The 26,021-nt window shown below is 69.6% G+C and carries 19 protein-coding genes and 1 tRNA gene; 9 read left to right on the top strand and 11 right to left on the bottom strand.

The features are described from left to right. Positions 1 to 2,658, bottom strand: coding sequence for a DNA mismatch repair protein MutS (gene mutS, locus ACX938_RS05735; protein WP_459430316.1), 2,658 nt, complete (start codon positions 2,656 to 2,658; stop codon positions 1 to 3). A gap of 154 nt (positions 2,659 to 2,812) precedes the next feature. Here mutS and ACX938_RS05730 point away from each other — a divergent pair, with 154 nt between their 5' ends. Both ACX938_RS05730 and ACX938_RS05725 read left to right on the top strand, forming a co-directional pair. Next, entirely contained in the window at positions 2,813 to 5,068 is a 2,256-nt protein-coding gene (locus ACX938_RS05730; protein WP_459430315.1) for an NADP-dependent malic enzyme, read from the top strand. A gap of 30 nt (positions 5,069 to 5,098) precedes the next feature. After that, positions 5,099 to 5,980 (top strand): ribokinase, encoded by an 882-nt coding sequence (locus tag ACX938_RS05725; protein ID WP_459430314.1) that lies wholly within the window; start codon positions 5,099 to 5,101, stop codon positions 5,978 to 5,980. Between the two features lie 30 nt (positions 5,981 to 6,010). Here ACX938_RS05725 and msrA read toward each other — a convergent pair whose 3' ends face one another. After that, a complete protein-coding gene (msrA, locus tag ACX938_RS05720) occupies positions 6,011 to 6,646 on the bottom strand; it encodes a peptide-methionine (S)-S-oxide reductase MsrA (RefSeq protein ID WP_459430313.1) in 636 nt (211 codons plus the stop codon). A 182-nt stretch (positions 6,647 to 6,828) separates the two neighbouring features. On the opposite strand from msrA, the gene ACX938_RS05715 reads away from it, so the two are divergent. Further along, positions 6,829 to 7,833, top strand: a complete 1,005-nt coding sequence (locus ACX938_RS05715; protein WP_459430312.1) for an NAD-dependent epimerase/dehydratase family protein — start codon at positions 6,829 to 6,831, stop codon at positions 7,831 to 7,833. Between the two features lie 24 nt (positions 7,834 to 7,857). On the opposite strand, the gene uxaC is transcribed toward ACX938_RS05715, so the two are convergent. The 5 genes from uxaC to ACX938_RS05690 are packed head-to-tail and all read right to left on the bottom strand — an operon-like array spanning position 7,858 to position 14,824. Beyond that, the gene (uxaC, locus tag ACX938_RS05710; protein WP_459430311.1) at positions 7,858 to 9,252 is read right to left on the bottom strand and encodes a glucuronate isomerase; all 1,395 of its coding nucleotides are present in this window, start codon (positions 9,250 to 9,252) and stop codon (positions 7,858 to 7,860) included. Next, positions 9,249 to 10,652, bottom strand: coding sequence for a mannitol dehydrogenase family protein (locus ACX938_RS05705; RefSeq protein ID WP_459430310.1), 1,404 nt, complete (start codon positions 10,650 to 10,652; stop codon positions 9,249 to 9,251). The genes uxaC and ACX938_RS05705 overlap by 4 nt, the downstream gene beginning before the upstream one ends. Further along, positions 10,649 to 13,009 carry a glycoside hydrolase family 31 protein gene (locus ACX938_RS05700; RefSeq protein ID WP_459430309.1) on the bottom strand — a complete coding sequence of 787 codons (2,361 nt, stop codon included), beginning with the start codon at positions 13,007 to 13,009 and terminating at the stop codon, positions 10,649 to 10,651. Before ACX938_RS05700 ends, ACX938_RS05705 begins: the two co-directional genes overlap by 4 nt. Beyond that, positions 13,006 to 14,310, bottom strand: coding sequence for a TRAP transporter large permease (locus ACX938_RS05695; RefSeq protein WP_232754518.1), 1,305 nt, complete (start codon positions 14,308 to 14,310; stop codon positions 13,006 to 13,008). Before ACX938_RS05695 ends, ACX938_RS05700 begins: the two co-directional genes overlap by 4 nt. Positions 14,311 to 14,320: 10 nt before the next feature. Further along, positions 14,321 to 14,824, bottom strand: coding sequence for a TRAP transporter small permease (locus ACX938_RS05690; RefSeq protein ID WP_232754519.1), 504 nt, complete (start codon positions 14,822 to 14,824; stop codon positions 14,321 to 14,323). Positions 14,825 to 15,039: 215 nt separating this feature from the next. On the opposite strand from ACX938_RS05690, the gene ACX938_RS05685 reads away from it, so the two are divergent. Genes ACX938_RS05685 through ACX938_RS05665 form a run of 5 tightly spaced genes read left to right on the top strand, consistent with a single transcriptional unit; the run spans position 15,040 to position 20,653 of the window. Beyond that, on the top strand, positions 15,040 to 16,020 hold the full coding sequence (locus ACX938_RS05685) for a TRAP transporter substrate-binding protein (protein WP_459430308.1): 981 nt from the start codon (positions 15,040 to 15,042) through the stop codon (positions 16,018 to 16,020). Between the two features lie 6 nt (positions 16,021 to 16,026). Continuing rightward, positions 16,027 to 17,811, top strand: coding sequence for a glycoside hydrolase family 2 protein (locus ACX938_RS05680; RefSeq protein WP_459430307.1), 1,785 nt, complete (start codon positions 16,027 to 16,029; stop codon positions 17,809 to 17,811). Next, positions 17,808 to 18,539, top strand: coding sequence for an FCD domain-containing protein (locus ACX938_RS05675; protein WP_232754522.1), 732 nt, complete (start codon positions 17,808 to 17,810; stop codon positions 18,537 to 18,539). Before ACX938_RS05680 ends, ACX938_RS05675 begins: the two co-directional genes overlap by 4 nt. A gap of 30 nt (positions 18,540 to 18,569) precedes the next feature. Then, the gene (uxuA, locus tag ACX938_RS05670) at positions 18,570 to 19,736 is read left to right on the top strand and encodes a mannonate dehydratase (protein ID WP_459430306.1); all 1,167 of its coding nucleotides are present in this window, start codon (positions 18,570 to 18,572) and stop codon (positions 19,734 to 19,736) included. Further along, positions 19,733 to 20,653: a sugar kinase gene (locus ACX938_RS05665; RefSeq protein ID WP_459430305.1), complete on the top strand. Its 921-nt coding sequence runs from the start codon at positions 19,733 to 19,735 to the stop codon at positions 20,651 to 20,653. The genes uxuA and ACX938_RS05665 overlap by 4 nt, the downstream gene beginning before the upstream one ends. Before the next feature lie 183 nt (positions 20,654 to 20,836). On the opposite strand, the gene ACX938_RS05660 is transcribed toward ACX938_RS05665, so the two are convergent. The 4 genes from ACX938_RS05660 to ACX938_RS05645 form a co-directional block, all read right to left on the bottom strand. Next, positions 20,837 to 20,912, bottom strand: a tRNA-Thr gene (locus ACX938_RS05660). 51 nt (positions 20,913 to 20,963) lie between these two features. Then, positions 20,964 to 22,511, bottom strand: a complete 1,548-nt coding sequence (locus tag ACX938_RS05655; RefSeq protein ID WP_459430304.1) for a heme biosynthesis HemY N-terminal domain-containing protein — start codon at positions 22,509 to 22,511, stop codon at positions 20,964 to 20,966. A gap of 10 nt (positions 22,512 to 22,521) precedes the next feature. Beyond that, a complete protein-coding gene (locus ACX938_RS05650; protein ID WP_459430303.1) occupies positions 22,522 to 24,072 on the bottom strand; it encodes a COG4223 family protein in 1,551 nt (516 codons plus the stop codon). A gap of 59 nt (positions 24,073 to 24,131) precedes the next feature. Beyond that, on the bottom strand, positions 24,132 to 24,866 hold the full coding sequence (locus tag ACX938_RS05645) for a uroporphyrinogen-III synthase (protein WP_459430302.1): 735 nt from the start codon (positions 24,864 to 24,866) through the stop codon (positions 24,132 to 24,134). Positions 24,867 to 24,937: 71 nt separating this feature from the next. Between ACX938_RS05645 and tsaD the strand changes: the two genes are divergently transcribed. Then, positions 24,938 to 26,020: a tRNA (adenosine(37)-N6)-threonylcarbamoyltransferase complex transferase subunit TsaD gene (tsaD, locus tag ACX938_RS05640; RefSeq protein ID WP_459430301.1), complete on the top strand. Its 1,083-nt coding sequence runs from the start codon at positions 24,938 to 24,940 to the stop codon at positions 26,018 to 26,020. Position 26,021: the final 1 nt, after the last annotated feature.

Below are 26,021 nucleotides of genomic sequence, written 5' to 3'. Positions count from 1 at the left end.
CTAGACCTCGCCCAGGAGCCCGCGCAACTCGTAGAGCGCCTCGAGCGCCGCGCGCGGGCTCAGATCGTCGGGATTGATCGACTTAAGCCGCGCCTCGACCTCCGAGGGCGCGGCTTTTTCCTGCGCGGGCGCGGCCTCCGCCTCGCGGGCCACCACCGAGAAGAGCGGCAGATCGTCGATCAGCGCCTTGGGCGTGGTCTTCTCGCGTTCGCCTTTCTCCAGCGCCTCGAGCACGGATTTCGCCCGCGCCACCACCGCTTTCGGCAGGCCCGCGAGCTGCGCCACCTGCACCCCGTAGGAGCGGTCCGCCGCGCCGCTGCGCACCTCGTGCAGGAAGACCACCTCGCCTTCCCATTCCTTGACCGCCACCGTGGCGTTGCTGACGCCCGCAAGTTTGCCCGCCAGCACCGTCAGCTCGTGGTAATGCGTGGCAAACAGGCCCCGCACCCGGTTCACCTCGGCCAGGTGTTCGAGCGTCGCCCAGGCGATCGACAGCCCGTCGTAGGTCGCCGTGCCGCGCCCGATCTCGTCTAGGATCACCAGCGCCCGGTCGTCGGCCTGGTTCAGGATGGCGGCGGTCTCGACCATCTCGACCATGAAGGTCGACCGGCCCCGCGCCAGGTCGTCCGAGGCGCCGACGCGGCTGAAGATTTGGCTCACCACGCCCAGATGCGCGGCGCTGGCGGGCACATAGGCGCCCATCTGCGCCAGGATGGCGATCAGCGCGTTCTGCCGCAGGTAGGTCGATTTGCCCGCCATGTTGGGCCCGGTCAGCAGCTCCAGCGCCGGGCCGTCGCCCTCGGGCGAGAGGCCGCAGTCATTGGCCACGAAAGGCGCGCCGCCCTGCGCCCTGAGCGCCCGTTCCACCACCGGGTGGCGGCCCTGTTCCACGTGAAACGCGCGGCTCTCGTCGACCTTGGGGCGACACCAGTCCTCGGCCGCGGCCAGATCGGCCAGCCCCGCCGCGAGATCGTATTCCGCCAGCGCCAGCCCGGTCTCGCCCAGCTCCGGCGCGACGGTCAGAATGGCCTGTTTCAAGCTGTCATAGAGCCGCTTTTCGATCTCCAGCGCGCGCCCGCCGGCGTTCAGGATGCGGGTCTCCAGGTCCGAGAGTTCGACCGTGGTGAAGCGCACCTGGTTGGCGGTCGTCTGGCGGTGGATGAAGGTCTCAGAGAAGGGCGGGGCCAGCATCTTCTGTGCATGGGTGGCCGTGGTCTCGATGAAATAGCCCAGCACGTTGTTGTGCTTGATCTTCAGCGCGTTGATGCCGGTCTCCTCGGCATAGCGCGCCTGCAGCCCGGCGATCACCCCGCGCCCCTCGTCGCGCAGCGTCCGCGCCTCGTCGAGGTCCGCATCGAAGCCCTCGGCGATGAAACCGCCGTCGCGTGTCAGAAGCGGCGGCTCGGCGATCAGCGCCTCGTCGAGCGTGTCGAGCACCTCCATCTGCCGCGCCAGCGCCGCGCGGGCCTCCTCCAAGAGTTCGGGCAGCTCCGTGCCGTCGAGCCGCGCCGCGATGCCCTGCGCCTCGATCAGCGCGTTGCGCACCGCCGCGAGGTCGCGCGGGCCGCCCCGGTCGAGCGCCAGCCGCGACAGCGCGCGGTCGAGGTCAGGCACGTTTTTCAGCGCATCACGCAGGAACAGAGCCTGATCGCGCGCCTCCAGCGCCCAGGCCACCGCGTCCTGCCGGGCGCGGATCTGCGCGAGGTCCCGCGAGGGCGCCGAGAGCCGGCGTTCGAGAAGCCGCGCGCCGCCCGCGGTCACCGTCCGGTCGATCACCGACAGGAGCGAGCCCGCCCGGGTGCCGCCCGCGCCGCGGGTCAGCTCCAGGTTCACCCGGGTTGCCGCGTCGATCTGCAGAAGCCGCGAAACCTGGTCCTGCCGGGGCGGACGCAGGAGCGGCAGCTTCCCCTTCTGGGTGATGTCGAGGTAATCGACCACCGCGCCCATCGCCGCCGTCTCGGCCCGCCCGAAGGCCCCGTAAGGCTCGAGCGAGGCCACCCCGAAGAGCGTCAGAAGCCGGTTTTCCGCTGAAACAGAGTCGAATGATGCCTTCGACAGCACCGTCGGCAGAAGCCCGAGGTCGTCCAGCACCGGGCGCAGCTCTTCCTCGCTGGTCTCGGCCACAAGCACCTCGGCGGGGGCCAGCCGGGCCAGTTCCGCGCCGATCCGCGCGGCGCTCAGCGGCATGACGTGGAAGGCCCCGGTGGAAATATCCGCCCAGGCCAGCGCGCACTCGCCGCGCACCATGGAAATCGCCGCCAGGTAGTTGTGCCGCCGCGCCTCGAGAAGGCTCTCCTCGGTCAGCGTGCCCGGCGTCACCAGCCGCACCACGTCGCGTTTGACCACCGACTTGTGGCCGCGCTTCTTCGCCTCGGCGGGGCTTTCCATCTGCTCGCAGACCGCCACGCGGAAGCCCTTGCGGATCAGCGTCAGCAGGTAGCTTTCGGCGGCATGGACCGGCACGCCGCACATCGGGATGTCCTCGCCCGCGTGCTTGCCGCGCTTGGTCAATGCGATGTCGAGCGCCTCGGCCGCCGCCGCGGCGTCGTCGAAGAAGAGCTCGTAGAAATCCCCCATCCGGTAGAACAGAAGCGCGTCTTTGTGGCGCTCCTTGATCTCGAGATATTGCGCCATCATCGGCGTTGCGGCGGCACTCATGGGTCTCCTCGCGTGATCTTTCGCGGACCCTAAGCAAGCGCGCGCGAGGGCGAAAGCCGAAATGCCGGGGCGTCGGCGGATGCTGGTAGCGCTACCGGAGTTGAGAGCCATGCCCCCCTCGGATAAGCCCGGACGGACGCAAGGGAGGGCGCGCATGGCACGGCAGAAATTCACCCGCGAAGAGGCTTTGGCTTTCCACCTCGAGCCGAGCCCCGGCAAATGGGAGGTGCAGGCCACCGTGCCCATGGCCACCCAGCGGGACCTGAGCCTGGCCTATAGCCCGGGCGTCGCGGTGCCCTGCGAGGAAATCGCCGCCAATCCCGAGACCGCCTATGACTACACCAACAAGGGCAACCTGGTGGCGGTGATCTCGAACGGCACGGCGGTCCTCGGGCTCGGCAACCTCGGCGCGCTGGGTTCCAAGCCGGTGATGGAGGGCAAGTCGGTGCTCTTCAAGCGCTTCGCCGACGTCAATTCCATCGACATCGAGCTCGATACCGAGGACCCAGAGGCCTTCTGCCAGGCGGTCAAGCTCATGGAGCCGACCTTCGGGGGCATCAACCTCGAGGACATCAAGGCGCCGGAATGTTTCATCATCGAGCAGCGGCTCAAGGAAGAGATGAACATCCCCGTCTTCCACGACGACCAGCATGGCACCGCGGTGATCTGCGCCGCGGGGCTGATCAACGCGCTGCATATCTCGGGCAAGAAAATCGAGGACGTGAAGATCGTCCTCAACGGGGCCGGGGCCGCGGGCATCGCCTGTATCGAGCTTCTGAAGTCCATGGGCGCGCGGCACGAGAACTGCGTGGTCTGCGACACCAAGGGCGTGATCTACCAGGGCCGCACCGAGGGCATGAACCAGTGGAAATCGGCCCATGCGGTCGACACCCCGCACCGCAGCCTCGAAGAGGCGATGAAGGGCGCCGACGTCTTCCTCGGCGTCTCGGTCAAAGGGGCTGTGACCCGCGAGATGGTCGAGAGCATGGCCGACGACCCGGTGATCTTCGCCATGGCCAACCCCGACCCCGAGATCACCCCCGAAGAGGCGCACGAGGTGCGGCTCGATGCCATCGTCGCCACGGGGCGGTCGGATTATCCCAACCAGGTCAACAACGTGCTGGGCTTTCCCTATCTCTTCCGCGGGGCGCTGGACATCCACGCCCGTGCCATCAACGACGAGATGAAGATCGCCTGCGCCGAGGCCCTGGCCGCGCTCGCCCGCGAGGATGTGCCGGATGAGGTCGCCGTGGCCTATGGGCGCAACCTGACCTTCGGGCGAGACTACATCATCCCCACGCCCTTCGACCCGCGGCTGATCTACCGCATCCCCCCGGCGGTGGCGAAGGCGGGCATGGACACCGGCGCCGCGCGCCGCCCGATCGTCGACATGGAGGCCTATGAGGTCTCGCTGAAGACCCGGCTCGATCCGACCGCCTCGATCCTGCAGGGCATCTCGGCCCGGGCCCGGGCGGCCCAGGCGCGGATGATCTTCGCCGAGGGCGACGACCCGCGGGTCTTGCGCGCCGCCGCGACCTACCAGCGGTCGGGCTTCGGCAAGGCGCTGGTGGTGGGCCGGGAGGCCGACGTGAAGGCCAAGCTCGAGGCCGCCGGCATGGGCGACGCCGTGCGCGAGATCGAGGTGGTGAACGCCGCCAATACCGCGCACCTCGAGCTCTACAAGGACTTCCTCTACGACCGGAACCAGCGCAAGGGCATGGACCGCCAGGACGTGCACCGGCTGGCCGCCCGTGACCGGCATGTCTTCGCCGCGCTGATGTTGGCCCATGGCCATGGCGACGGGCTGATCACCGGGGCGACGCGCAAGTCGGCGCATGTGCTGGAGCGGATGAACCACGTCTTCGACGCCGATGCCGCCCATGGCGCGGTGGGGGTCACGGCGCTCATTCACAACGGGCGCATCGTGCTGATCGGCGACACGCTGGTGCAGGAATGGCCCGACGAGGAGGACCTCGCCGATATCGCCGAACGCGCGGCGGGCGTGGCCCTGCACCTCGGGCTCGAGCCGCGGGTGGCCTTCCTCAGTTTCTCGACCTTCGGCTACCCGGTCTCGGAGCGGGCGACCAAGATGCATGTCGCCTCCAAGGTGCTCGACCGGCGCGGGGTGGACTTCGAATACGAAGGCGAGATGACCGTCGACGTGGCGCTGAATGCCCAGGCGCAGAAGGCTTATCCCTTCTCGCGGCTGACCGGGCCCGCCAACGTGCTGGTGGTGCCGGCGCGGCATTCGGCCTCGATCTCGACCAAGCTCCTGCAGGAGATGGCCGGGGCCACGGTGATCGGGCCGATCCTCGCGGGGGTGGATCACTCGATCCAGATCTGCTCGACGGTCTCCACGGCCAACGACATTCTGAACATGGCGGTGCTGGCCGCCTGCAAGGTGGGCTGAGGCCCGCGACAGGGAAACGGGGGGACGCCCATGACCGTCTGGAACCTCGGGTCGATCAACGCCGACCTGGTCTACCGCGTGCCGCATCTGCCCGGACCGGGCGAGACGCTGGCCTCGACCCGCTACAGCCGGGGGCTCGGCGGCAAGGGCGCCAACATGTCGGTGGCCATCGCCCGCGCCGGCGCCCAGGTGCGCCATCTCGGGGCCGTGGGCCCCGACGGCGGCTGGATGATCGAGCGGCTGCTCGAATACGGCGTCGACACAAGGCTGATCGACCGCATCGGCGAGGCCTCGGGCCATGCGGTGATCGCCGTGGACGAAGCGGGCGAGAACCAGATCATTCTCTATCCCGGCGCAAACCGCGCGATTTCCGAGATCGCGCTCGCCGACCGGCTGGGGCAGGGCGAAAGCCACGACATCTTCCTGTTCCAGAACGAGACCAACGCCCAGCGGCAGGCGGCGACCCTGGCCTCGCGCCGGGGGATGCGCATCGCCTATGCGGCCGCGCCCTTCGAGGCCGATGCCGTGAAGGCGGTCATGCCGCTGCTCGACCTTCTGATCCTGAACGCGGTCGAGGCCGAACAGCTGCGCGCGGCCACCGGGCTGGGTCCGGCGGAGCTGCCGGTGCGCGACGTGGTGGTGACGCGCGGCGCCGAGGGCGCGCATTGGTACGAGACCGACACCGGCACCCGCACCGAGATCCCGCCGGTGCCCGCCGAGGCGGTGGACACCACCGGCGCGGGTGACACTTTCACCGGCTACCTGATCGCCGGGCTCGATCGGGGGCTGCCGATGCGCCAGGCGCTCGACCTCGCGGCCAAGGCCGGGGCGATCATGGTCAGCCGGGTGGGCACCGCCGATGCGATCCCCGACCTCAAGGACATCGAGGACCGCTTCGGCCCGGACGCCTGAGCCCGGGCGAAATCAGAGCCTAACCTTGCCTTATCCGCCCGCGAAGGGCGCGGCGTCACCCCAGACCTGGCGCACCCGCTCATCGCGGCGGCAGGCCTGGCGGTAACGTTTGTAGGCATCCTTCCGGTCGACATAGCCGAAGCGGGTCAGGGTGCGCTCGCTGCTCTTGTAGTAATCCTGGTGGTAGTCCTCGGCCTCGTAGAAGGTCTGCGCGTCGAAAATCGGCACGGCCACCGCTTCCCCCAGCGCACGTTCCGCCGCGGCTTTCGCCGCCTCGGCATCGGCGCGGGCCTCGGGGTTCGAGACGAAGATCGCCGGGCGGTAGGACTCGCCCCGGTCGCAGAACTGCCCGCCATCGTCGAAAGGGTCGATCGAGCGGAAGAAGCTGTCGTAGAGCTGGCGGCGGCTGACGACGCCTGGGTCGTAGTCGATGCGCGCGGCCTCGTAATGGCCGGTCCCGCCGGCGACCACCTGCTTGTAGGTCGGGTTCCGGGTCGAGCCGCCGGTATAGCCCGAGACCACCTCCGAGACGCCTTGCACCTTCTCGAAATCGGCCTCGACGCACCAGAAACAGCCGCCGGCGACGGTGATCTCGGCGGCCTGCAGCGCCGGGGCGGGCAGGATCATCGCAAGCGCCAGCGAGGCGGCGCGGAAAGAGCGGGGCATGTCGGGTCCTCCTGATGGTCGGAAACACTGTGACGCAAGCCACGGGGCGTGGGCAAAGCCCGCTCCGGGGTCTCACTCAGAGGTGAACGCCCGTGCGCGGCCCGGCGTTGCAGGGCCCGGGGTTTCCAAGCCCGCGCCGCCCGCCTAGGAAGGCGGGGGGCAAGCGCAACAAGGGGCCTTCCATGACACGCGTTCTCGTCACCGGTTCGGCCGGTTTCATCGGTTTCCACCTCTCGCGGCTGCTGCTCGACGAGGGCTTCACGGTGCATGGCTTCGACGGCATGACCGACTACTACGACGTGCGCCTGAAGCAGCGCCGCCACGCGCATCTGTTCCAGAAGCCCGGCTTCACCGCGACCGAGGCGCTGCTCGAGGACCAGGAGGCCTTCGACGCCGCCGCCGATGCCTTCGAGCCCGATGTGATCGTGCATCTCGCCGCCCAGGCCGGCGTGCGCTACTCGCTCGAGAACCCCAAGGCCTATCTGACCTCCAACGTCATGGGCACCTTCTCGGTCATGGAGGCGGCGCGGCGCCACGAGGTGCAGCACCTGCTGATGGCCTCGACCTCCTCGGTCTATGGCGCCAACGAGGAGATGCCCTTTGCCGAGACCGACAAGGCCGACACCCAGCTCACGATCTATGCGGCGACCAAGAAGGCCAACGAGAGCATGGGCCACGCCTGGGCGCATATCCACCGGGTGCCGACGACCATGTTCCGCTTCTTCACGGTCTACGGGCCCTGGGGCCGGCCGGACCTCGCGCTTTACAAGTTCGTCGACGCGATCCTCGATGGCCGCCCGATCGACGTCTACAACTACGGCGACATGTATCGCGACTTCACCTATATCGACGACCTGGTGCGCGGCATCCGGCTCCTGGTCGATGCGGTGCCCGGAGGCGAGGAGACCCGCGTCGAGGCCGATACCCTCAGCCCCGCCGCCCCCTTCCGCGTGGTGAACATCGGCAATTCCGACAAGGTCCGGCTGATGGATTTCATCGCCGGGATCGAAGAGGCCCTCGGCCAGGAGGCCGAGAAGAACATGATGCCGATGCAGACCGGCGACGTGCCGGCCACCTGGGCGGATGCGACGCTTCTGCAGAACCTCACCGGCTACCGCCCGCAGACCGACTTCCGCGACGGCATCCGCCGCTTCGTGGAGTGGTATCGGGAGTATTCGGGCAAGTGAGCCCGGCGCCCCGCGCGCCCTGCGTCAGGTGAGGAACCAGTCGCGGGCGTTGCGGTAGCAGACGTCGCGGGTCAACTCGTCCAGCGTCTCGGCATCGTCCGGCACGTGGCCCTCGGCGGCCCAGCGGCCGAGAATCCGGCAGAACAGCCGCCGGAAATATTCGTGCCGCGGGAAGGACAGGAAGGACCGGCTGTCGGTCAGCATGCCGAGGAAGGTCGAGATCAGCCCCATCTGCGCCAGGGTGCGCATCTGCTCCTCCATCCCGTCGAGCTGGTCGTTGAACCACCAGGCGGTCCCGGCCTGCACCTTGCCCGGCACGCTGCCGTCCTGGAAATTGCCCGCGGTCGTCACGATCGCGGGGTTTCGCGCCGGGTCGAGCCCGTAGATCACCATGCGCGGCAGCTCGTTGCTGCAATCGAGCCGGTCGAGCAGCGCATTCAGCGGCTCGGCCAGGCCGATGTCGCGGATCGAATCCGCGCCCGCATCGCGCCCCGCGGCATCCAGAAGCCGGCTGCGGTTGTTGCGCATCGCGTTGACGTGCAGCTGCATCACCAGCCCGCGCCGCGCATAGGCCCGGCCCATGGCGACAAAGACCGCCGCGCGCCAGGAGGCCGCCGTCTCGGCACCGACCTCACGCCCGGCGCGGGCGCTGTCGAGCGCGGCATCGAGCGTCGCCTCGCTGACCGGGGCCCCGGCGTCCAGCCGGTCGATCCCGTGGTCGGCGGCCCGGCAGCCATGGGCGACGAAATGATCGAGCCGCAGCTCCAGCGCGGCCACCAGGTCCTCGAAGCCGCGGATCGGATGGGTCATCTCTTCAAGCCGCGCCACCCAGTCGGCGAAGCCCGCCGCCTCGATCTTGACCGCCGGGTCCGGGCGGAAAGTCGGCACCACGCGCCAGGGCGCATCCTTCAGCGCGGCGTGATGTTCCAGCGTGTCGAGCGGGTCGTCGGTGGTGCCGACCAGCTCGACCTTCATGCGGCTCAAGAGGCCCCGCGCGCCGTAGTCGGGCCGGGCCAGGCGCTCTTGGGTCACCTCCCAGACGTGATCGGCGGTCTTCTCGCTCAGGATCGTGCCGTCGAGGTCGAAGTAACGCCAAAGCTCCAGGTGGCTCCAGTGATGCACCGGGTTGCCGACCATCTTCGGCATGGCGCGGGCGAAGGCGTCGAACTTCTCGCGCGGGTCGGCGTCGCCGGTCACGAGGCGTTCCTCGACGCCTGCCCACCGCATCACGCGCCACTTGTAGTGGTCGTGCCCGAGCCAAAGCGTGCCCAGCTCGTCCCAGCGCTGGTCCTGGGCGATCTCCGCCGGAGGCAGGTGGTTGTGGTAATCGACGATCGGCAGGTCGTGGGCGACCTCGTGGTAGAGGCGGCGCGCCTCGGGGGTGTCGAGCAGGAAATCGGCGTTCAGGAAACGGGTCACAGGGCCTCCTTCAGCGCGGCCTGGAGACCGCGGTGGGACAGGGTATCGAATGCGTCGCGGACCGGGCCGATCAGCGGCGCGGGATCGCGGCAGAGGCCGGGCAGGGAGAGAAGCGCCCGGGCGGGATCCTCGGCCCGCGCCGCCGCGAGAAGCTCATCGGCCCGCGGGTCGGCGACCCGGGGCAGCTCGCGCAGCGCGGCGATCCAGCAGGCGAGGGCCAGCGCGGTCAGGGGCCAGGGCCGGCCCGCCGACACATTCAGCGCGGCCGGTTCGAACAGCCGCTGCGGCATCTTCTGGCTGGTGTCCTGGGCGATCTGATCGAGCCGGTGGCGCAGCCGCGTGTTGTCGAACCGCGCGATCAGCGCCTCGGCATAGGCCGAAAGGTCCACGCCCTCGGGCATGTCGAGGGTCACCGCCTGTTCCTCCAGCATGAGCCGCCGGGTCGCCTCGCGCAGCACCGGGTCGCCCACGGCCTCGGCCACGGTCTCATGGCCCGCGAGCCGCCCGGCATGGGCGAGGAAGCTGTGCGCGCCGTTGAGCATCCGCAGCTTCATCTCCTCGAAGGGCGTCACATCGGCGACCAGCTCGGCGCCACCTTCCGCCAGCGGCGGGCGCGGGCCGGCGAAATGATCCTCGACCACCCATTGCGCGAAGGGTTCGGTCACGATGGCATTGGAGTCTTCGGTGCCCGCGAGGTCGCGGATCAGGGCGCGCCCGGCCTCGTCCATGGCGGGCGTGATGCGGTCGACCATGGCGCTGGGGAAGGCGACATTGGCTTCGATCCACTCCGCCAGCTCCGGCTCCCGCGCCGCCGCGAAGTCCAGCGTGACCTGCCGCAGCAGCGTGCCGTTGCTCGGGATGTTGTCGCAGGAAAGGACGGTGATCGGCGCGCCTTCCGCCGCGCGGCGGCGGCGCAGCCCTTCGACCAGCAATCCGATGGCGGTGCCGGGGGCGCTGCCCTCGGCGAGATCCGCGCGCACGTCCTCGCGGCTTTGGTCGAGCCGCCCGTCGCGCTGGCAATAACCCTTCTCTGTCACGGTCAGGAAGATCACGTCGAGGCCGGGCTGCGCGATCAGATCGGGCAGCGCCTCGGGGCCGTCGCGCTTGGGATGACGGGTGGCGATCACGCAGCCGACCTCGCGCAGAAGCGCCGCGCTGCCGTCGGCGGCGGCGAGGTGGTAGCGCCCCCCGGCGGTCTCGAGCGCGTCGAGCGTCTCGGCCCCGGAGTTCAGCCGGGCCGCGACGACACCCCAGTCGCCGCCCGCCGCGTCCAGCCCGCGGTCGAGGAACCACATCGGATGCGCGCGCCCGAAGGCGCCGAAACCGATGTGCAGGATGCGCGGACGCAGGGCGGCGCGGTCGTAGCGCGGGGCCTCCGTGGTCAGTGCCAGCTGGGTCACAGGGTCACCTCCGCGCCATGGCTTGCACGTTCGCCGCGCAGGGTGAGCGGGCGGGTTTCGCCCTCGGGCAGCACGATCCGCGCCTTGGGCAGCAGGGGCGCGCCCGGGCCGCTTTGGGCCCAGTCGAGCGTCACGGCCTCCGCATCCGCGCCAAGCGCGAAGGTCAGCAGGCTGTGGCGCGGCGCCTCGCTGATGCCGTCGTCCTCGTAGAGCAGGCTCTCCGATGTGCCCTCGGGCGCGGGGAAGAGATGCAGCGCGCGTCCGGTTTCCGCGTCTGGGTTGGCGCGCATCGCGCCGGTGGACATCGGCAGGACCGCGCCCGCCCGCACGAAAAGCGGCATGGAGCCCAGGCCGACGGCCAGATCGACCCGCGCGCCCGGCTCGTGCCAGGTCCCGGCGTGGAAATCCCACCAGCCGGTGCCGTTCCGGGGCAGGAGGACGCTGCGCGTCTCGGCGCCCTTGCCGAGCACATTGGCGACCAGCAGGTCACGGCCCAGCAGGAACTCGTCGCGCTCTTCCCAGGTGGCGGCATCCTCGGGGTGATCGAGGAAAAGCGGCCGCAGCATTGGCTCGTCCCGCGCCGCCGCCTGCCAGAGGCAGGTGTAGAGATAGGGCAGCAGCCGGTAGCGCAGGGCCAGGGCCTCTTTGATCTGCGGCAGAACCTCGGGATACATCCAGGGCTCGTTCACCGTGCCGTCGTCGTTCCAGGAATGGATGGTGAAGCGCGGGTGGAAGATGCCGTTCTGCACCCAGCGCAGGAACAGCTCGGGCTCGGGCCGGGGGCCGGCGAAGCCGCCGACGTCATGGCCGATGTTGTAAAATCCCGAGAGGCTCATCCCGAGGCCGGTGCGGATGTTGTAGCGGATGGTCTTCCAGTCGGTGCGGTTGTCGCCCGACCAGGTCTGGGCGTGGCGTTGCAGCCCCGGCGCGCCGGAGCGCGAGATGAGATAGGGCCGCTTTCCCGGCGCATGGGCGCGCTGGGCCTCTTCCGAGGCGCGGCTCATGAAGATCGGCATCAAGGGCCGGATCAGGCCCACGTCGACCTCCGTGCCGAAGCCCGCGCAGCGCGCGGCGTGGTCCCAGATCTCGTATTCGTTGTTGTCGTTCCAGGTCGAGCCGATGCCGTGCTCGAGAAGCTGCGTGGTGACGCCCTCCTTCCACCAATCCACGGTCTTGGGGTTGGTGAAATCGAGATGCGAGCCCGCGTCGTCCCAGAAGATCGAGCGTTCGGGCTGGTCCGGCGCCTCGCTGTCGCGGACGAACAGCCCGGCCTCGGCGGCCTCGGAGTAGCGCGGGTGGTCCTGCAGGAGGCAGGGCTTGATATTGGCGATCAGATGCACGCCCGCCTCGCGGAAGCGCGCCGCCATGGCGTCGACATCCGGCACCTTGTCGCGGTTCCAGTTGAAGACGTAACGCTTGGCCCCGATCGAGGTGTAGCCCGAGGACATCTGGAAGCTGTCGCAGGGCAGCTCGTGTTCGGCGATCTTGTCGAGGAAGCCTTCGAGCTGCGCCTGGGCGTCGGGCGCGTCGGTGTAGCTCATGGTCGAGCCGGAATAGCCCAGCGTCCAGCGCGGCGGGAAGGCCGTGCCGCCGGTCAGCCGGACCTGCGCCTTCACGAGGTCCAGCATCTCGGGCGCCCAGCGGATGTAGTAATCCAGGTCACCATCCTCGGCGCGCAGCGCGCGGTAGGGCAGGTGGTAGTTGTCGAGCTCGTTGCCGAGGTCGAACCAGCAGGAGGCGAGGTTGTCGTAGAAGATCGACCAGGCCCCGGCGCCTTCCGTGCGGGTCATGGTGAAAGGCACGTGTTTGTAAAGCGGGTCGGTCGTCTCGGCGTCGTAGCCCATGGCGTCGAGGTTGCGCATCTCGAACCGCCGGCCCGAGCGGTCAAGGTCGCCGGTCTTTTCGCCGAGGCCATGCACGGGCTCGTTCTCGTAGCGCCGCAGGAAGTGGCCGTGGGCGTGATCGCGGACCCCCAGCATGGTCCCGCCGGTGGGGCGTTCCTCGACGAAGGGCACCCAGGTGCCGCCGATCTTCGCCGACCAGCAGAGCTGCAAGGGCTGGCGGATGGTCAGGCGCAGCTTGGCGGTCTCGATCTCCAGAGTCTCGCCTTCGCGCACCACCGGGGCCGGGCAGGTGAAGCCCGAGAGGTCGTCGCGGCTGCGCCCCTCCCAGGGCATCTCGCCCCCGGGCGCGACGGTCCAGCTGCGCGGCAGCCGCCAGGCGCCGTCCTTCAGAAGCGACACCCGGATCAGGTCGTCCTCGAGCACGCGGATGCGCAGCTGGTGCCGTCCCTCGATGAGCAGGTCGAGACCGCAGGCGTGGCGGGCCTCAAGGGTCCAGGCGTTCAGAGTTTTCATGAGCCGTATCCAAGCAGAAGGCGTGGCAGGAAGAGGCTGATCTCGGGCACATAGGTCACGACCAGGAGCAGGGTCACCAGCACCGCGTAAAGCGGCAGAAGCGGCCGGATGACCTTGGCGATCGAGGTGCCGCCGACGGAACAGCCGACGAAGAGGGCCGAGCCCACGGGCGGGGTGCAGATGCCGATGCAGAGGTTGAAGGTCATCACGATGCCGAAATGCACCGGGTCCATGCCCAGGTCATTGACCACCGGCAGAAAGATCGGCGTGAAGATCAGCAGCGCCGGCGTCATGTCCATGAAGGTGCCGATCAGGAGAAGCGTGATGTTGATCGCCAGGAGGATCGCCAGCGGGTTCTCGGAGATGCCCAGAAGCACGTCCGAGATGGTGTTGGGGATCATCCCGAAGGCCATGGCGCGGCTCATCGCGATCGAGGCGCCGATCATCAAGAGCACGACCGAGGTGGTCACCGCGGATTCCATGATGATCTTCGGCAGGTCGCGGATGGTGATCTCGCGGTACCAGACCAATGCGAGCACCAGCGCGTAGATCACCGCCGCGGCGGAGGCCTCGGTTGCGGTGAAGACCCCGGTGATGATGCCGCCCATGATGACCACGATCAGCCCCAGCGGCAGGATCGCGTCGCGCGCCGCGCGCCAGACCTCGGAGAGCGAGGGGCGCGGCGGCACCGGGTAGCCCCGGCGCTTGGCGATCAGCCCCGCGACGATCATCAGGCCCAGCCCCATCAGGAGCCCGGGCAGATAGCCCGCCACGAAGAGCGCCGCGATGGAGGTGCCGCCGGTGATCAGCGAATAGACGATCAGCGTGGCCGAGGGCGGGATCAAAAGGCCCGTCGGGCAGGAGGCGATGTTCACCGCGGCGGAGAAGCCCCGGTCGTAGCCCTCGCGCTCCTGCAGGGGGGCCATGACCCCGCCGACCGCCGCCGCCGAGGCCACCGCCGAGCCCGAGATCGAGCCGAACATCATGTTGGCGATCACGTTGCAATGCGCCAGCGCGCCCGGCAACCGCCCGGCCAGCACCTTGGCGAAGTCGATCAGCCGCAGCGCGATGCCGCCGCGGTTCATGATGTTGCCCGCCAGGATGAAGAAGGGAATCGCCAGAAGAGTGAAGCTGTCGAGCCCCGAGGCCATCTGCTGCGCGACAATGAAGACCGATTGCTCGACCCCCATGAAGAGCAGGAAGGTCAGCGTCGCCGCCGAACCAATGGCGAAGGCGATCGGCACGCCCATGGCCATGAGGATCCCGAAAGAGCCGAAGAGAACCCAGATTGCGTAGTCCATTGTGCGCTCCTCACTCCAACGGCAGATCGGTGTCGCCCTCGCCGCTGGGCAGGCGGCCCCGGGCGATCTCGGCGAAGAAGGTCAGGCAGTAGTAGGCGATGACCGCGCCCGCGAAGGGGATGGCCCCGTAGACCCAGCCCATCGAGATGCGCAGCGCCGGGGTCACCTGGCCCGAGGCCAGCGTGCGCGAGACCAGCGACCAGCCGCCCCAGACCATGACCACGCCGGCGAAGGTGATCACCACGGCCAGGATCGCCGCCTCCGAGATGAGCCGCGCGCGGCCCTTCAGGGTGATGGTCAGCAGGTCGATGGCGAGGTGACGCCGGGCGCCGAAGGTATAGGCCCCGCCGATCAGCGCGAGCCACATGAACAAAAAGCGCGCCAGCTCGTCGGTCAGCACGCTGGGGGTGCCGAGGACGTAGCGGCTGATCACCTGCCAGCTCACGCAGACCACGAGCACCGAGAAGATCGTGATGACGATCCAGCGAAGGGCGGTGTCGACGACAGGCTTCATCCCGCGCCTCCCCGACCCGAAAACAATGCGGCTGGACAGTGCTTCATCTCGTCCCCTCCCATGCCGAGATCCGTGCCGCAAACTCTCAGGCTCAGCACGATTGGTCAACCAATTTGCGAAAATTGGTTGACTGGATGTCAGAATATGGCGCAACTTGCCTGCGTTTGGTCGACCAATTCGGTGGACCCGCGCATCGAGATTCTGGGAGGAGCATCATGAAAGTCACCACATTCCTGACCACCACGGCCCTTGTCGCCACGGCCTCGGCCGCCAGCGCGGACACGCTGCGCCTGAACCACAACAACCCGCCGGATCACCCCACGCATGTCTCCATGCAATACATGGCCGACCGCGTGGAAGAGCTGACCGACGGCGAGATCAAGATCCAGATTTTCCCCAACGCCCAGCTTGGCACCCAGCGCGAATCGATGGAGCTGGTGCAGAACTGCGCGCTGGAGATGGCGCGCTCGAACGCTTCCGAGCTCGAGGCCTTCGAGGAAAGCTACTCCGCGATCAACCTGCCGTATATCTTCGACAGCAAGGACCATTTCAACGCGGTGGTCTCGGGCGAGATCGGGCAGGACATCCTGGCCGCCTCGGTCGACAACGGCTTCCGCGGCGTGGCCTTCCTGACCGAGGGCGCGCGGTCCTTCTACGGCCAGAAGCCGATCCTGTCGCCGGCGGACCTCGAAGGTCTGAAGGTGCGCGTGCAGCCCTCGCCCTCGGCGATCCGCATGGTCGAACTGCTCGGCGGCAACCCCACGCCGATTTCCTGGGGCGAGCTCTACAGCGCGCTGCAGCAGGGCGTCGTCGATGCGGCCGAGAACAACCCGACCGCGCTGACCACCGCCCGGCACGGCGAGGTGGTGACGCATTTCTCCATGGATGAGCACACGATCATCCCCTCGGTCGTGGTCATGTCGAACTGCGCCTGGGACGCGATGACGCCCGAGCAGCAGGAGGCGCTGCAGACCGCCGCCGCCGAAATGCAGGAGCGTCACGGCGTCGCCTGGGAAGAGGCCGCCAGCGCCGCGATCGAAGAGGCCCAGGCCGATCTGGGTGTCGAGATCCACGAGGTCGACAAGGCGCCCTTCGTCGAGGCCGTCCAGCCGATGTACGACGAGGTGGGCGCCACCTCCGAGACCGTCGCGCAGCTGATCGAGCGCATCCGCGCGGCCGGCGGCTCGGGCTCCTGATCCGGCATGCTCGAACGGTCCGATATCGCGGAGAACGCGCTGCAGGCGCTGCATGACGAGGACTACGACCGTCCTTTCAACACGCAGTCGCTGAGCGCCGAGACCCTGATCTTCACCGGCGGCCGGTCTGGCTGGTCGCTTGGCGGAGACTGGAATTTCTGTGTCGATCTTCTCGATACGGGGCTGCGGCAGAAATGGTTCGCCATGACGCCCGCAGACCCCGGGGACCGGATCGAGCCCTGGGACTACGACCCCCACGCGGGCGAGACCGTGCCGGTGCCCTCGTGCTGGCAGATGCTCAAGGAGAAATGGTATTTCTTCGAAGGCTCCGCCTGGTACAGCCGGCCGGTCAACGTGGACCCGCTCACCGAAGGACGGCGCCGCTTCCTGCGGATCGGCGCCGCCCAATACGACTGCAAGGTCTTCGTGAACGGGCGCTTCCTCGGCAACCATTACGGCGGCTCGACGCCCTTCTGCCTCGAGCTGACCGAAGCGCTGGAGCCGGGCGAGAACTGGCTCATGCTCTGCGTGAACAACAGCCGCACCCGCGACCGCGTGCCCATGCGGAACACCGACTGGTTCAACTACGGCGGCATCTACCGGGAGGTCACGCTCTACGAGACGCCCGCAACGGTGATCCGCGACCTCTTCGTGCGGCTCGACGGTGGCGCGATCCGCGTCTCGGTTCAGGCCGACGGCCCGGCCGACACCGCGCGGTTCGAGATCCCCGAGCTGGGCGTGGCCACCGACATTCCCCTGACCGAGGGCCGTGGCGAGGCCCGGCTCGAGGCCAGCCCAGAGCTCTGGGCGCCCGAGAACCCGCGGCTTTACGACGTGAGTTGCACCGCAGGCGGCGACCGCGTGCAGGACCGTGTCGGCTTCCGCAGCATCGCGCGGCGCGGCACCGAGATCGTGCTGAACGGCCGCCCGCTCTTCCTGCGCGGCATCTCGGTCCACGAGGACGACGCGGGTGACGGCAAGCTGACCTCCGAGGAAGACATCCGCCGCCGCTTCGCCCATGCCAAGGAGCTGGGCTGCAACTTCCTGCGCCTCGCGCATTACCCGCACCACGAACGCGCGGCCGAGATCGCCGACGAGATGGGCTTCCTGCTCTGGGAAGAGATCCCGGTCTACTGGGCGGTGGATTTCGAGAACCCCGCGACCCTGCGCGACGCCACCAACCAGCTGACCGAACTGATCCGCCGCGACCGCAACCGCGCCAGCGTGGCGATCTGGTCGATCGGCAACGAGAACCCCGACACCGACGCGCGGCTGGCCTTCATGCGCAGTCTCGCCGAGACCTGCCGCTCTGAGGACCCGACCCGGCTTGTGGCCGCCGCCTGCCTGGTCAACCACCGCAAGCTGAAGATCGAAGACCGGCTGGCGGCCCATATCGATGTGATCGGCATCAACGAATATTACGGCTGGTACGACGAGAACTTCGACGAGCTGGGCGTGATCGGCGAGAACTCCGCCCCCGACCGGCCCGTCGTCATTTCCGAGACCGGCGCCGACGGCGACCACGAGGCAGGGCCCGAAACAGGGCTTTTTTCGCTGGCCTATCAGGCCGAGGTCTACCGCAAGCAGATCGCCACCCTGCGCGCGCTGGACTACGTGAAGGGCATGTCGCCGTGGATTCTCTACGACTTCCGGGTTGAACGGCGGCAGAACGTGTTCCAGCGGGGCTGGAACCGCAAGGGCCTGATCGCGGCGGACAAGCAGACGAAGAAGCCCGCTTTCGATATCCTCGCGGCCTATTACGCCGAATGCGCCGAGGAGGACACAGCATGAACAAGCCTCGCCAATACCAGGACATCGCCCGGGCGATCCGCGACCTCATCGCCGAGGCCCGGCTGAAACCCGGCGACCGGCTGACGCCCGAACGCGGGCTCTCCGAACGGCTCGGGGTCTCGCGTTCGCTGGTGCGCGAGGCGCTGATCCTGCTCGAGATCGAGGGCGCCGTGGAGGTCCGCAAGGGCTCGGGCATCTACATCTCGTCCAACCCCCATGCCACCAGCGTGCCCGCGCGCGACGACATCGGGCCCTTCGAGCTTTTGCAGGCGCGCCAGCTGATCGAGGCCGACATCGCAGGCTTCGCCGCCCGGATGGTCACCAAGAACGACATCCTGCGCCTGCGCGAGGCGCTGGAGCTCGAGCGCGCCGACCTTGAACGCGGCGCCTCGGAATATTCCGGCGACCGGGCCTTTCACCGGCTGATCGCCGAGGCGACGCAGAACTCGGTGCTGGTCGACGTGGTCGAGGAGCTCTGGCGCAAGCGCGAGCAAAGCCCGATGTGGGCGCGGCTGCACAACCGCATCTTCGAGACCACCTACCGGCGCGCCTGGCTGGACGACCACCAGGCGATCATGACCGCCCTGCAGGCCCGCAACCCCGAGCAGGCGCAGACCGCCATGTGGCAGCATCTCGGCAACGTCCGCGACACGCTCATGGCGCTGTCGGATGTCGATGACCCGGCCTTCGACGGCTACCTCTTCGAGCCCGTGTCGCGCACGGGCTAGGCGGCCTCCAGACAACAAGAAAGGCAAGAAATGATCGAATCCTGGCGTTGGTTCGGCCCCGACGATCCCGTGACGCTTTCCGACATCCGTCAGACCGGCGCGACCGGCATCGTGACGGCGCTGCACGGCGTGCCCGCGGGCGTCGCCTGGCGGCGCGCGGAGGTCGAAGCGCGCCGCGACATGATCCGCGCGGCGGGGCTCGACTGGGTGGTGGTCGAATCCATCCCCGTGCACGAGGACATCAAGACCGGCGCTCCCGGCTGGGAAGCCCATGCCGACGCCTGGGCCGAAAGCCTTCGGGTCCTGGCCGCTGCCGGCATCCGCACCGTCTGCTACAACTTCATGCCGGTCCTCGACTGGACGCGCACCGATCTTGCCCATGAGCTGTCGGACGGCGCGCGCTGCCTGCGCTACGACGCGGTGGACGCGGCGGTCTTCGACATCTTCGTGCTAGGGCGCGCGGGCGCCCGCGCCGATCACCGGGCCGACATCGTCGAGGCCGCCACCCGCCGCAACGCCGAGATGGACGAGGCCGGGCGCCAGCGCCTGACCGACACGATCATCGCCGGGCTGCCCGGCGCCGAGGAAAGCTGGACGCTCGAGGCCTTCCGCGCCCGGCTCGCCGCCTACGACGGGATCGGGCCCGAGGACCTGCGCGCCAACCTCTTCGCCTTCCTCGACCGGGTGCTGCCCGTGGCCGAGGAGTTGGGCGTCGCCCTCGCGATCCACCCTGACGATCCGCCGTTTCCGCTCTTTGGTCTGCCGCGCGTGGTCTCGACCGAGGCCGACCTCGCGGCGATCCTCGGGCGCTCCGAGCTGCGCGCCAACGGGCTGACCTTCTGCACCGGCTCGCTGGGCGTCCGGCCCGACAACGACCTGCCCGCCATGCTCGAACGCTTCGGCGCGCGGGTGCATTTCCTGCACCTGCGCTCGACCCGGCGCGAGGCCGACGGCATCAGCTTCCACGAGGCCGAGCACCTGGGCGGCGACGCGGGTCTCGTGCGGATCCTGGGCCAGGTCCTGGGAATCGAGGCGGCGCGTGGCACCCGGCTGCCCATGCGCCCCGACCACGGACATATGATCGCCTGGGACCAGGAGCGCGGCATGCGCGCGGGCTATCCCTACCTCGGCCGGATGCGTGGCCTCGCCGAGCTGCGCGGCGTCGCGGCGGCCTATGCGGCAGGGGTGGCGCGATGACCCGGGTTCTGGGCATCGGCGAATGCATGATCGAGATGGCCCCGGCGGGCGACGGCAACTACGCCATGGGCATCGCCGGGGACACCTTCAACACCTGCTGGTATCTGCGGCAGGTCGGCGACCCGTCGCTGTCGGTCGGCTATCTCTCGGCGGTGGGGCAGGACGACGTCTCGGCCCGGATGGAGGCTTTCATGCGCGAGGCCGGGATCGACCCGATCCTGGCCCGGCGCGCGGACCGGACGGTCGGGCTTTATCTCATCTCGCTGAACGAGGGCGAGCGCAGCTTCAGCTACTGGCGCGCCAACTCGGCGGCGCGGACGCTGGCCGACGATCTGGAGGCGCTGCCGGGTCTTGTGCCGGGCGATCTGGCCTATTTCTCCGGCATCACGCTGGCCATGCTGCCGCCCGAGGGCCGGCAGAGGCTGCACGCGGCGCTGGCCCGCGCCCGGGCCGAGGGCGTGCGCGTGGTCTTCGACCCCAACATCCGCCCGGCCCTCTGGGAGACGGCGGAGACCCTGCGCGCCGAGATCACCAAGGCCGCCGGTGCCGCGGATGTGGTCCTGCCGTCCTTCTCCGACGAGGCCGCCGCCTTCGGCGACAGCACGCCCGAGGCCGTCGCCACCCGCTACCGCGCCGCCGGGGCGGAGCTGGTCGTGGTGAAGAACGGGGATGACACGGTGGTGGTGCGGGGCCCTGATGTTGCGCTCGAGATCGCTCCCGAACCCGCCGCGGAGGTCGTCGACACCACCGCCGCCGGCGACGCCTTCAACGCGGGCTTCCTTGCCGCTCTGCTGCGCGGTGCGGACCTCTCCGCCGCCTGCCGCGCGGGCTGCCGCCTGGCCCGCCAGGTCATCGGCCAACGCGGCGCGCTGGTGACGGTGGATCGGATGGATCTGGAGGAGGCGACGGGGCGCTGAGCCCGGTCGCGTCCTGCGGATAGGCGTCCGGCTACGTGCCTGCGTGCTGACCGGGCGCGCCATCACCCAACACTTACAGTGAAACGAAATCGCTGCACCCATCGCGCCGCGTGACCCGGCACGGCGGCACGCGCTCGCCGAGCAGATCCGGCCCGCTCAGGATGTAAGGGAAGGCCGGAAACATGGTGCCGCTGATAGGACTCGAACCTACGACCCCATCATTACGAATGACGTGCTCTACCAGCTGAGCTACAGCGGCCCAATTTCCGTGCGCGGGCACATAGCACCGCGCCGGGGGGATGGGAAGGGGTCAGGAGGCCTTTTCGCGCGGGGCCTCGGCATTTTCTTCGGGCGCGTCGGGCGCGGATTCAGCCTCGGATGCGGGCTCCGACGGGGCCGCCTCGGAGGTCCCAGACGCCTCCGCCGCATCCTCCACCTCGGGCTCCTCCGCGACCAGCTCGGCCTCGTCGGGCGGCATGACCGAGGGGCCGACCAGGAGCGGCAGCATCTCGGCACCCGCGGGCAGGGTCACGTCGGTCTTCGGCGGCGTGCGCCAGCTCAGGGTGTCGAAGGCGTCGCAGTTGTTGCAGATCGGCGACCACTCGGTCTGGATGTTATTGCAGTTCTCGCAGACCCACTGCGGCCCGCGCGGGGCGGTCAGCGCCTTGGCGAGCCAGCCGCGGACGATGGCATCCTCGGAGCCCTCGCCGCGTTCGATCGCCGCCATCATGGTCAACACCCGGGCGTCGGGCTCGCTTTGCCAGAGCTCGCCGACCGCGCGGCGGGCGCCGGGGAAATCCTCGGCGGCCAGATGCAGCTCGGCCAGGAGCAGCCGGGTCTCGCGGTGCTCGGGCTGGATCGAGGTCAGCGCCGAGAAGCGGCGCAGCCGCTCGGCGGGGCTTTCGGCGGGCTCGATCTCGGCGAAGGCGGCGGCCAGCTCGGGGTGCGGCTGGGCCTGCCAGGCCTTCTTCAGAAGCCGGGTGGCGTTCTTCTTGCGGCCATCGGCGATGAAGCCGCGCGCGGCCATGGCGGCGGCGGGGATCAGGTCGGGCGAGGCCTTGTTGGCGCTGATCGCTGCCTCGCGGGCCTCGATGTCCTTGCCCTCGTCGAGGATGTCGCGCGCCTCGGAAAGCGCCAGCACCGCGTCGCGGCGCTTGTGCAGGTCGCGCGGCATGGAGCCATGCTTGAGCTTGGCGGCCAGGGTGCGCCGGGCGCCGGCCCAATCGGCCTTGCGGGCCTGCAGCGACAGGAGCGTGTCCTGCACCTCTTCGTGCTTGGGCTTGATCGCGAAGGCGCGTTCGGCGAGCCGCAGCGCGGTCTCGGTGTCACCCGAGGCGAGGCGCTGCTTCATGATCCCGCGCACGCCGACAAAGCGGGTGGCGTCGGTCTTCAGGAGCCGCTTGTAGACCTCTTCGGCCTTCTTGCGGTCGCCCATCTGCTCGGCGGCCTGGGCCTGCAAGAGGTCGGTCAGCTCAGGGCGGTGCAGGTAGCGTTCGGCCTTCTGTGCCTTGGCCAGCGCCAGCCGGCCTTCGCCCGAGGCCAGCGCGGTCAGGCCGTCGCCCAGCGCCTGGTAGCCCTTCCGCTCGCGGTTGCGGTCGAAATAGCGCGAGATCGCGGTCTGGTCGCCGTTGATGAAGCGCAGGACCGCCACCAGCAGCGAGGCCAGCTTCAGCACCAGCCAGACCACGACGAAGAGCACCACGGCGGCGATCACCGACTGCAGCGGGCCGAGGGTGAACTCCATCCCCGCGACGGTGATCTGCACCCCGCCTTCGCTTTCCATCAGGTAGCTGGCGCCAAGGGTCAGGGCCGCCACGATGGCGACGAAAAGAACGATCTTGATGAGTGACCAGAGCATGAGCCGACCCTTATTCCGAATCCAGTTCCGAGGAGAGCGCGGCGGCGGCCTCCAGTGCCGCGAGCCGCGCCTCGGCGCGCGCCCTCCAGTCCGACATCGCCGCGGCGGCGGGCTCGGGCAGGGCGGAGAGTTCTTGCAATGTGGCCGCGAGGTCGCCGCCGCGCAGCGCCGCTTCCGCGCGCGAGAGCACGGCGTCGGCGCTGTCGCCTTCGCGCGGGGTGACCGAGCGGGCGCCGAGCTGTTCGGCGAAGAAGCCGGCGATGCGGCCACGGTTCTCCGAGGCGGCCCCGGCTTCGCGGGCGGCGGCCAGCGCCGCGCGGGCGGCCTCGGGGTAGCTTTCTGTCAGCTCGGCCATGGAGGCCACGCCGTCGCCCGCGGTCGCGGTCAGCGCCTCGGGCAACTCGACCATCTCGGAGCCGCGCAGCGGCTCCAGCGACTGGGCAAAGGGCTGCCCGCTGTCGAGCGCGCTGCGCAGCGCCGCCACCTGGGCGCGCAGATCGGCGGTACGGGCCTCGGTTTGGGCGGCGCGTTCGGCGGCCACGGCCTCTTCGGCCAGCGCCTCGACGCTTTCGCGCTGGGCCTGCACCTCGGCGAGCTGCGCCTGCACCTCTTCGCGCAGCCGCGCGATTTCCTGTTCGTAGGCTTCGATCGCGGCCGGAGAGACGGCGTCTTCCACCGGCGCGCGCTCCAGGGTCGAAACCCGATCGGTGAGCGTGCTGCCGCTCTCTTCCAGCGCGGCGACGCGGTCGGACAGCGCGGTCAGCTCCTCGCCGATGGCGGCGCTGCGGCTGGTCAGATCGGCCACGGCGCTTTCGACCGAAGAAAGGTCGACGGCGGTCACATCGGTCTCGATGCCCTCGAGACGGCCGGTCAGATCGGCGATCTCGCCCGATTGCGCCTCAAGCGCGCCGCGGGTCTCCTCGGCGAAGCTGGCGGCCTCCTCTGCGCCCTGGCGGTTGAGGTATTCCGAAACGCCGAAGCCCGCCGCGGCGGCGACGATGCCGCCCAGCGCCAGGGGCAGGAAGCCGCCCCTGCGTTCGACCACGGTCTCCTTCGCGGCCGGGGCGCTGCCGGTGCTTTCCTGCTTGCCGGGGCCCTCCGAGGGGACAGCGCCAAAGGCCGCGGCCTCGGCGACCCGAGGGCGTTCCTCGCCGGGTTCGGGCTGGTCGTCCTGGCTGTCGAGGGGCGTGGTATCGGATGCCTCGCTGGCGCTGTCGTCGCTCTTGCCGTCATCCTGTGTCGCCTCCGCAGTCTCGGTCTTGGCGTCCTCGCCCGTGGTGTCCTCGCCCGAGCCGCTCTTCGCCGCGTCTTTCGCAGCACCCTCGGCGTCACCACCCCAAGGGCCGGCAGCAGCCTCTTCGGGCTTCGGCGCGCTCTCAGAGCCCGTCTCGGAGGTCTTCTCCGCGCCGGTCGTCTCGGGCGTCTCGGCGTTCAGCGTGTCCTCGGCGCCGGCGCTGTCGGGAAGGCTGTCCGCGCGCTCGGAGGTGCCGGCCGCCAGCGTATCCTCGGCGGATTGCACGGATTTGGAGGCGCGGCCCCTGGGCTTTTTCGAGTTTGCCAACTGTCCCTACCTTTCGAATCTGTCACCGGGCGCCGCCTGGGGCGGGTGTCCGCTCGACCTTACTGACCCGGTCCGCCGCCCTCAAGCGCTTGCGCCCGCGCCCAAAGATCGGCCAGCGCCTTTCGCATCGCCGTGCCATTCGGTTGGGCGGCGGTGACCAGCTCGGCCCGCGGCAGGCCCTTGAGCCGCTCGGCCACCGCCCCGCTCATCGCAGCGACGTAAAGCGGCGCGGCGAAGGGTCCAGAGGCGGCCAGCAGATCCGCCGTGCGCGGCGAGAAGAGCGGCGCGACCACCGGCGCCGTGCCGCCGAGCGCGGCTTGCGCCTCGGGGCTCAGCCCGGCGCGGCGCTGGTCGTAAAGCACCGCCTCGCGGGTTTCGATGCCGCCCTCGGTCAGCCGGGCCGCGATGTCGCCGCGGGCATGGCGGCCACGCAGGTGCAGAAGCGGGCCCTCGGGCGATGTCGCCTGGATCAGCGCGATCAGCGCCTCGGCGTCGCCCTCGGCGGTCGCGGGGTGCAGCCCGATGGCGCGGGCGGCCTCGGCGGTGGCGCTGCCCACGGCGAAACAGTTCGGCCGATGCGGCCCGCCCGCGCGCTGGTAGGCCTCGACCCCATGGGCGGAGGTGAAGATCAGCCCGGCGATCCCCGCCATGTCGGGCAGGGCGCCCTCGGGCACGATCTCGATCAGCGGAGAGATGACCACGGCCCCCGGGCGCAGCCCATCCGAGGCCAGCGCCTCGAGAAAGCCGCGCGACGCCCGGTCCGGCCGGGTCAGAAGCAGGATCGGGTCGGGCATAACGCCGCCTGTCTTGTGGCCTCGCCCGGAAAGGGCTACCTCGCAGACTGCCTTTGCGCAATGGAGAGGTCATGCCCGGCCCGCTCACCATCCTCGGTCTCGAAAGCAGCTGCGACGACACCGCCGCGGCGGTCCTGCGCGGGCGCGAGATCCTGTCGAACGTGGTCATGGGCCAGGCCGAGCTGCACGCGGCCTTCGGTGGCGTGGTGCCCGAGATCGCCGCGCGCGCCCATGCCGAGAAGCTGGACCTGGCCGTGGCAGAGGCGCTGTCGGGCGCCGGGCTGACGCTGTCCGAGGTCGACGCCGTGGCGGTGACCGCGGGGCCGGGGCTGATCGGCGGCGTGCTCTCGGGGGTGATGTGCGCCAAGGGGCTGGCGGCGGGCGCGGGCAAGCCGCTTGTCGGGGTGAACCACCTCGCGGGCCATGCGCTGACGCCGCGGCTGACCGACGATCTGGCCTATCCTTACCTGATGCTGCTGATCTCGGGCGGGCATTGCCAGTTCCTGGTGGTGCGCGGGCCCGAGGACTTCCGCCGCCTGGGCGGCACCATCGACGACGCCCCGGGCGAGGCCTTCGACAAGACCGCGCGGCTTCTGGGCCTGCCGCAGCCCGGCGGGCCCTCGGTGGAAAAGGCCGCCCGCGCGGGCGATCCCAAGCGCTTTGCCTTCCCGCGCCCGCTGCTCGACCGGCCGGGCTGCGACATGAGCTTTTCCGGCCTGAAGACCGCGCTTCTGCGCCAGCGCGACGCGCTTGTCGCCGAGAAGGGCGGGCTGACCGAGGGCGACCGCGCCGATCTTTGCGCGGGCTTCCAGGCCGCGCTGCGCGACGTCCTGGCCGAGAAGACCCGCCGGGCCATCGCCGCCTACCTCGAAGAGGCGCCCGCGGCCCCCGCCTTTGCCATCGCGGGGGGCGTGGCGGCCAATGGCGCGATCCGCGGCGCGCTCGAGGCGATCTGCGCCGAGGCCGGGCTGCGTTTCACCGCCCCGCCCCTGGCGCTTTGCACCGACAATGCCGCGATGATCGCCTGGGCCGGGCAGGAGATGTTCGCCGCCGGGGCGCGCTCGGGCATGGACCTGGCCGCCCGCCCGCGCTGGCCGCTCGATGCCGCCTCGGCGCCGCTGATCGGCGGTGGCCGCAAGGGCGCCAAGGCCTGAG

The sequence above is a fragment of the Roseivivax sp. genome (assembly GCF_054552075.1).
The sequence above is the reverse complement of the archived record's forward strand: the minus strand, read 5'-3'. Positions and strand labels throughout refer to the sequence as shown.

What these genes read in the sequence shown, in the direction of transcription:
- ACX938_RS05690 (WP_232754519.1), bottom strand. Translation starts at nt 14,824, where the DNA reads ATGAAGCCTGTCGTCGACACCGCCCTTCGCTGGATCGTCATCACGATC.
- ACX938_RS05675 (WP_232754522.1), top strand. Translation starts at nt 17,808, where the DNA reads ATGAACAAGCCTCGCCAATACCAGGACATCGCCCGGGCGATCCGCGAC.
- ACX938_RS05665 (WP_459430305.1), top strand. Translation starts at nt 19,733, where the DNA reads ATGACCCGGGTTCTGGGCATCGGCGAATGCATGATCGAGATGGCCCCG.
- ACX938_RS05685 (WP_459430308.1), top strand. Translation starts at nt 15,040, where the DNA reads ATGAAAGTCACCACATTCCTGACCACCACGGCCCTTGTCGCCACGGCC.
- ACX938_RS05695 (WP_232754518.1), bottom strand. Translation starts at nt 14,310, where the DNA reads ATGGACTACGCAATCTGGGTTCTCTTCGGCTCTTTCGGGATCCTCATG.
- ACX938_RS05725 (WP_459430314.1), top strand. Translation starts at nt 5,099, where the DNA reads ATGACCGTCTGGAACCTCGGGTCGATCAACGCCGACCTGGTCTACCGC.
- ACX938_RS05645 (WP_459430302.1), bottom strand. Translation starts at nt 24,866, where the DNA reads ATGCCCGACCCGATCCTGCTTCTGACCCGGCCGGACCGGGCGTCGCGC.
- ACX938_RS05680 (WP_459430307.1), top strand. Translation starts at nt 16,027, where the DNA reads ATGCTCGAACGGTCCGATATCGCGGAGAACGCGCTGCAGGCGCTGCAT.
- tsaD (WP_459430301.1), top strand. Translation starts at nt 24,938, where the DNA reads ATGCCCGGCCCGCTCACCATCCTCGGTCTCGAAAGCAGCTGCGACGAC.
- msrA (WP_459430313.1), bottom strand. Translation starts at nt 6,646, where the DNA reads ATGCCCCGCTCTTTCCGCGCCGCCTCGCTGGCGCTTGCGATGATCCTG.
- ACX938_RS05655 (WP_459430304.1), bottom strand. Translation starts at nt 22,511, where the DNA reads ATGCTCTGGTCACTCATCAAGATCGTTCTTTTCGTCGCCATCGTGGCG.
- uxuA (WP_459430306.1), top strand. Translation starts at nt 18,570, where the DNA reads ATGATCGAATCCTGGCGTTGGTTCGGCCCCGACGATCCCGTGACGCTT.
- ACX938_RS05730 (WP_459430315.1), top strand. Translation starts at nt 2,813, where the DNA reads ATGGCACGGCAGAAATTCACCCGCGAAGAGGCTTTGGCTTTCCACCTC.
- ACX938_RS05700 (WP_459430309.1), bottom strand. Translation starts at nt 13,009, where the DNA reads ATGAAAACTCTGAACGCCTGGACCCTTGAGGCCCGCCACGCCTGCGGT.
- ACX938_RS05715 (WP_459430312.1), top strand. Translation starts at nt 6,829, where the DNA reads ATGACACGCGTTCTCGTCACCGGTTCGGCCGGTTTCATCGGTTTCCAC.
- mutS (WP_459430316.1), bottom strand. Translation starts at nt 2,658, where the DNA reads ATGAGTGCCGCCGCAACGCCGATGATGGCGCAATATCTCGAGATCAAG.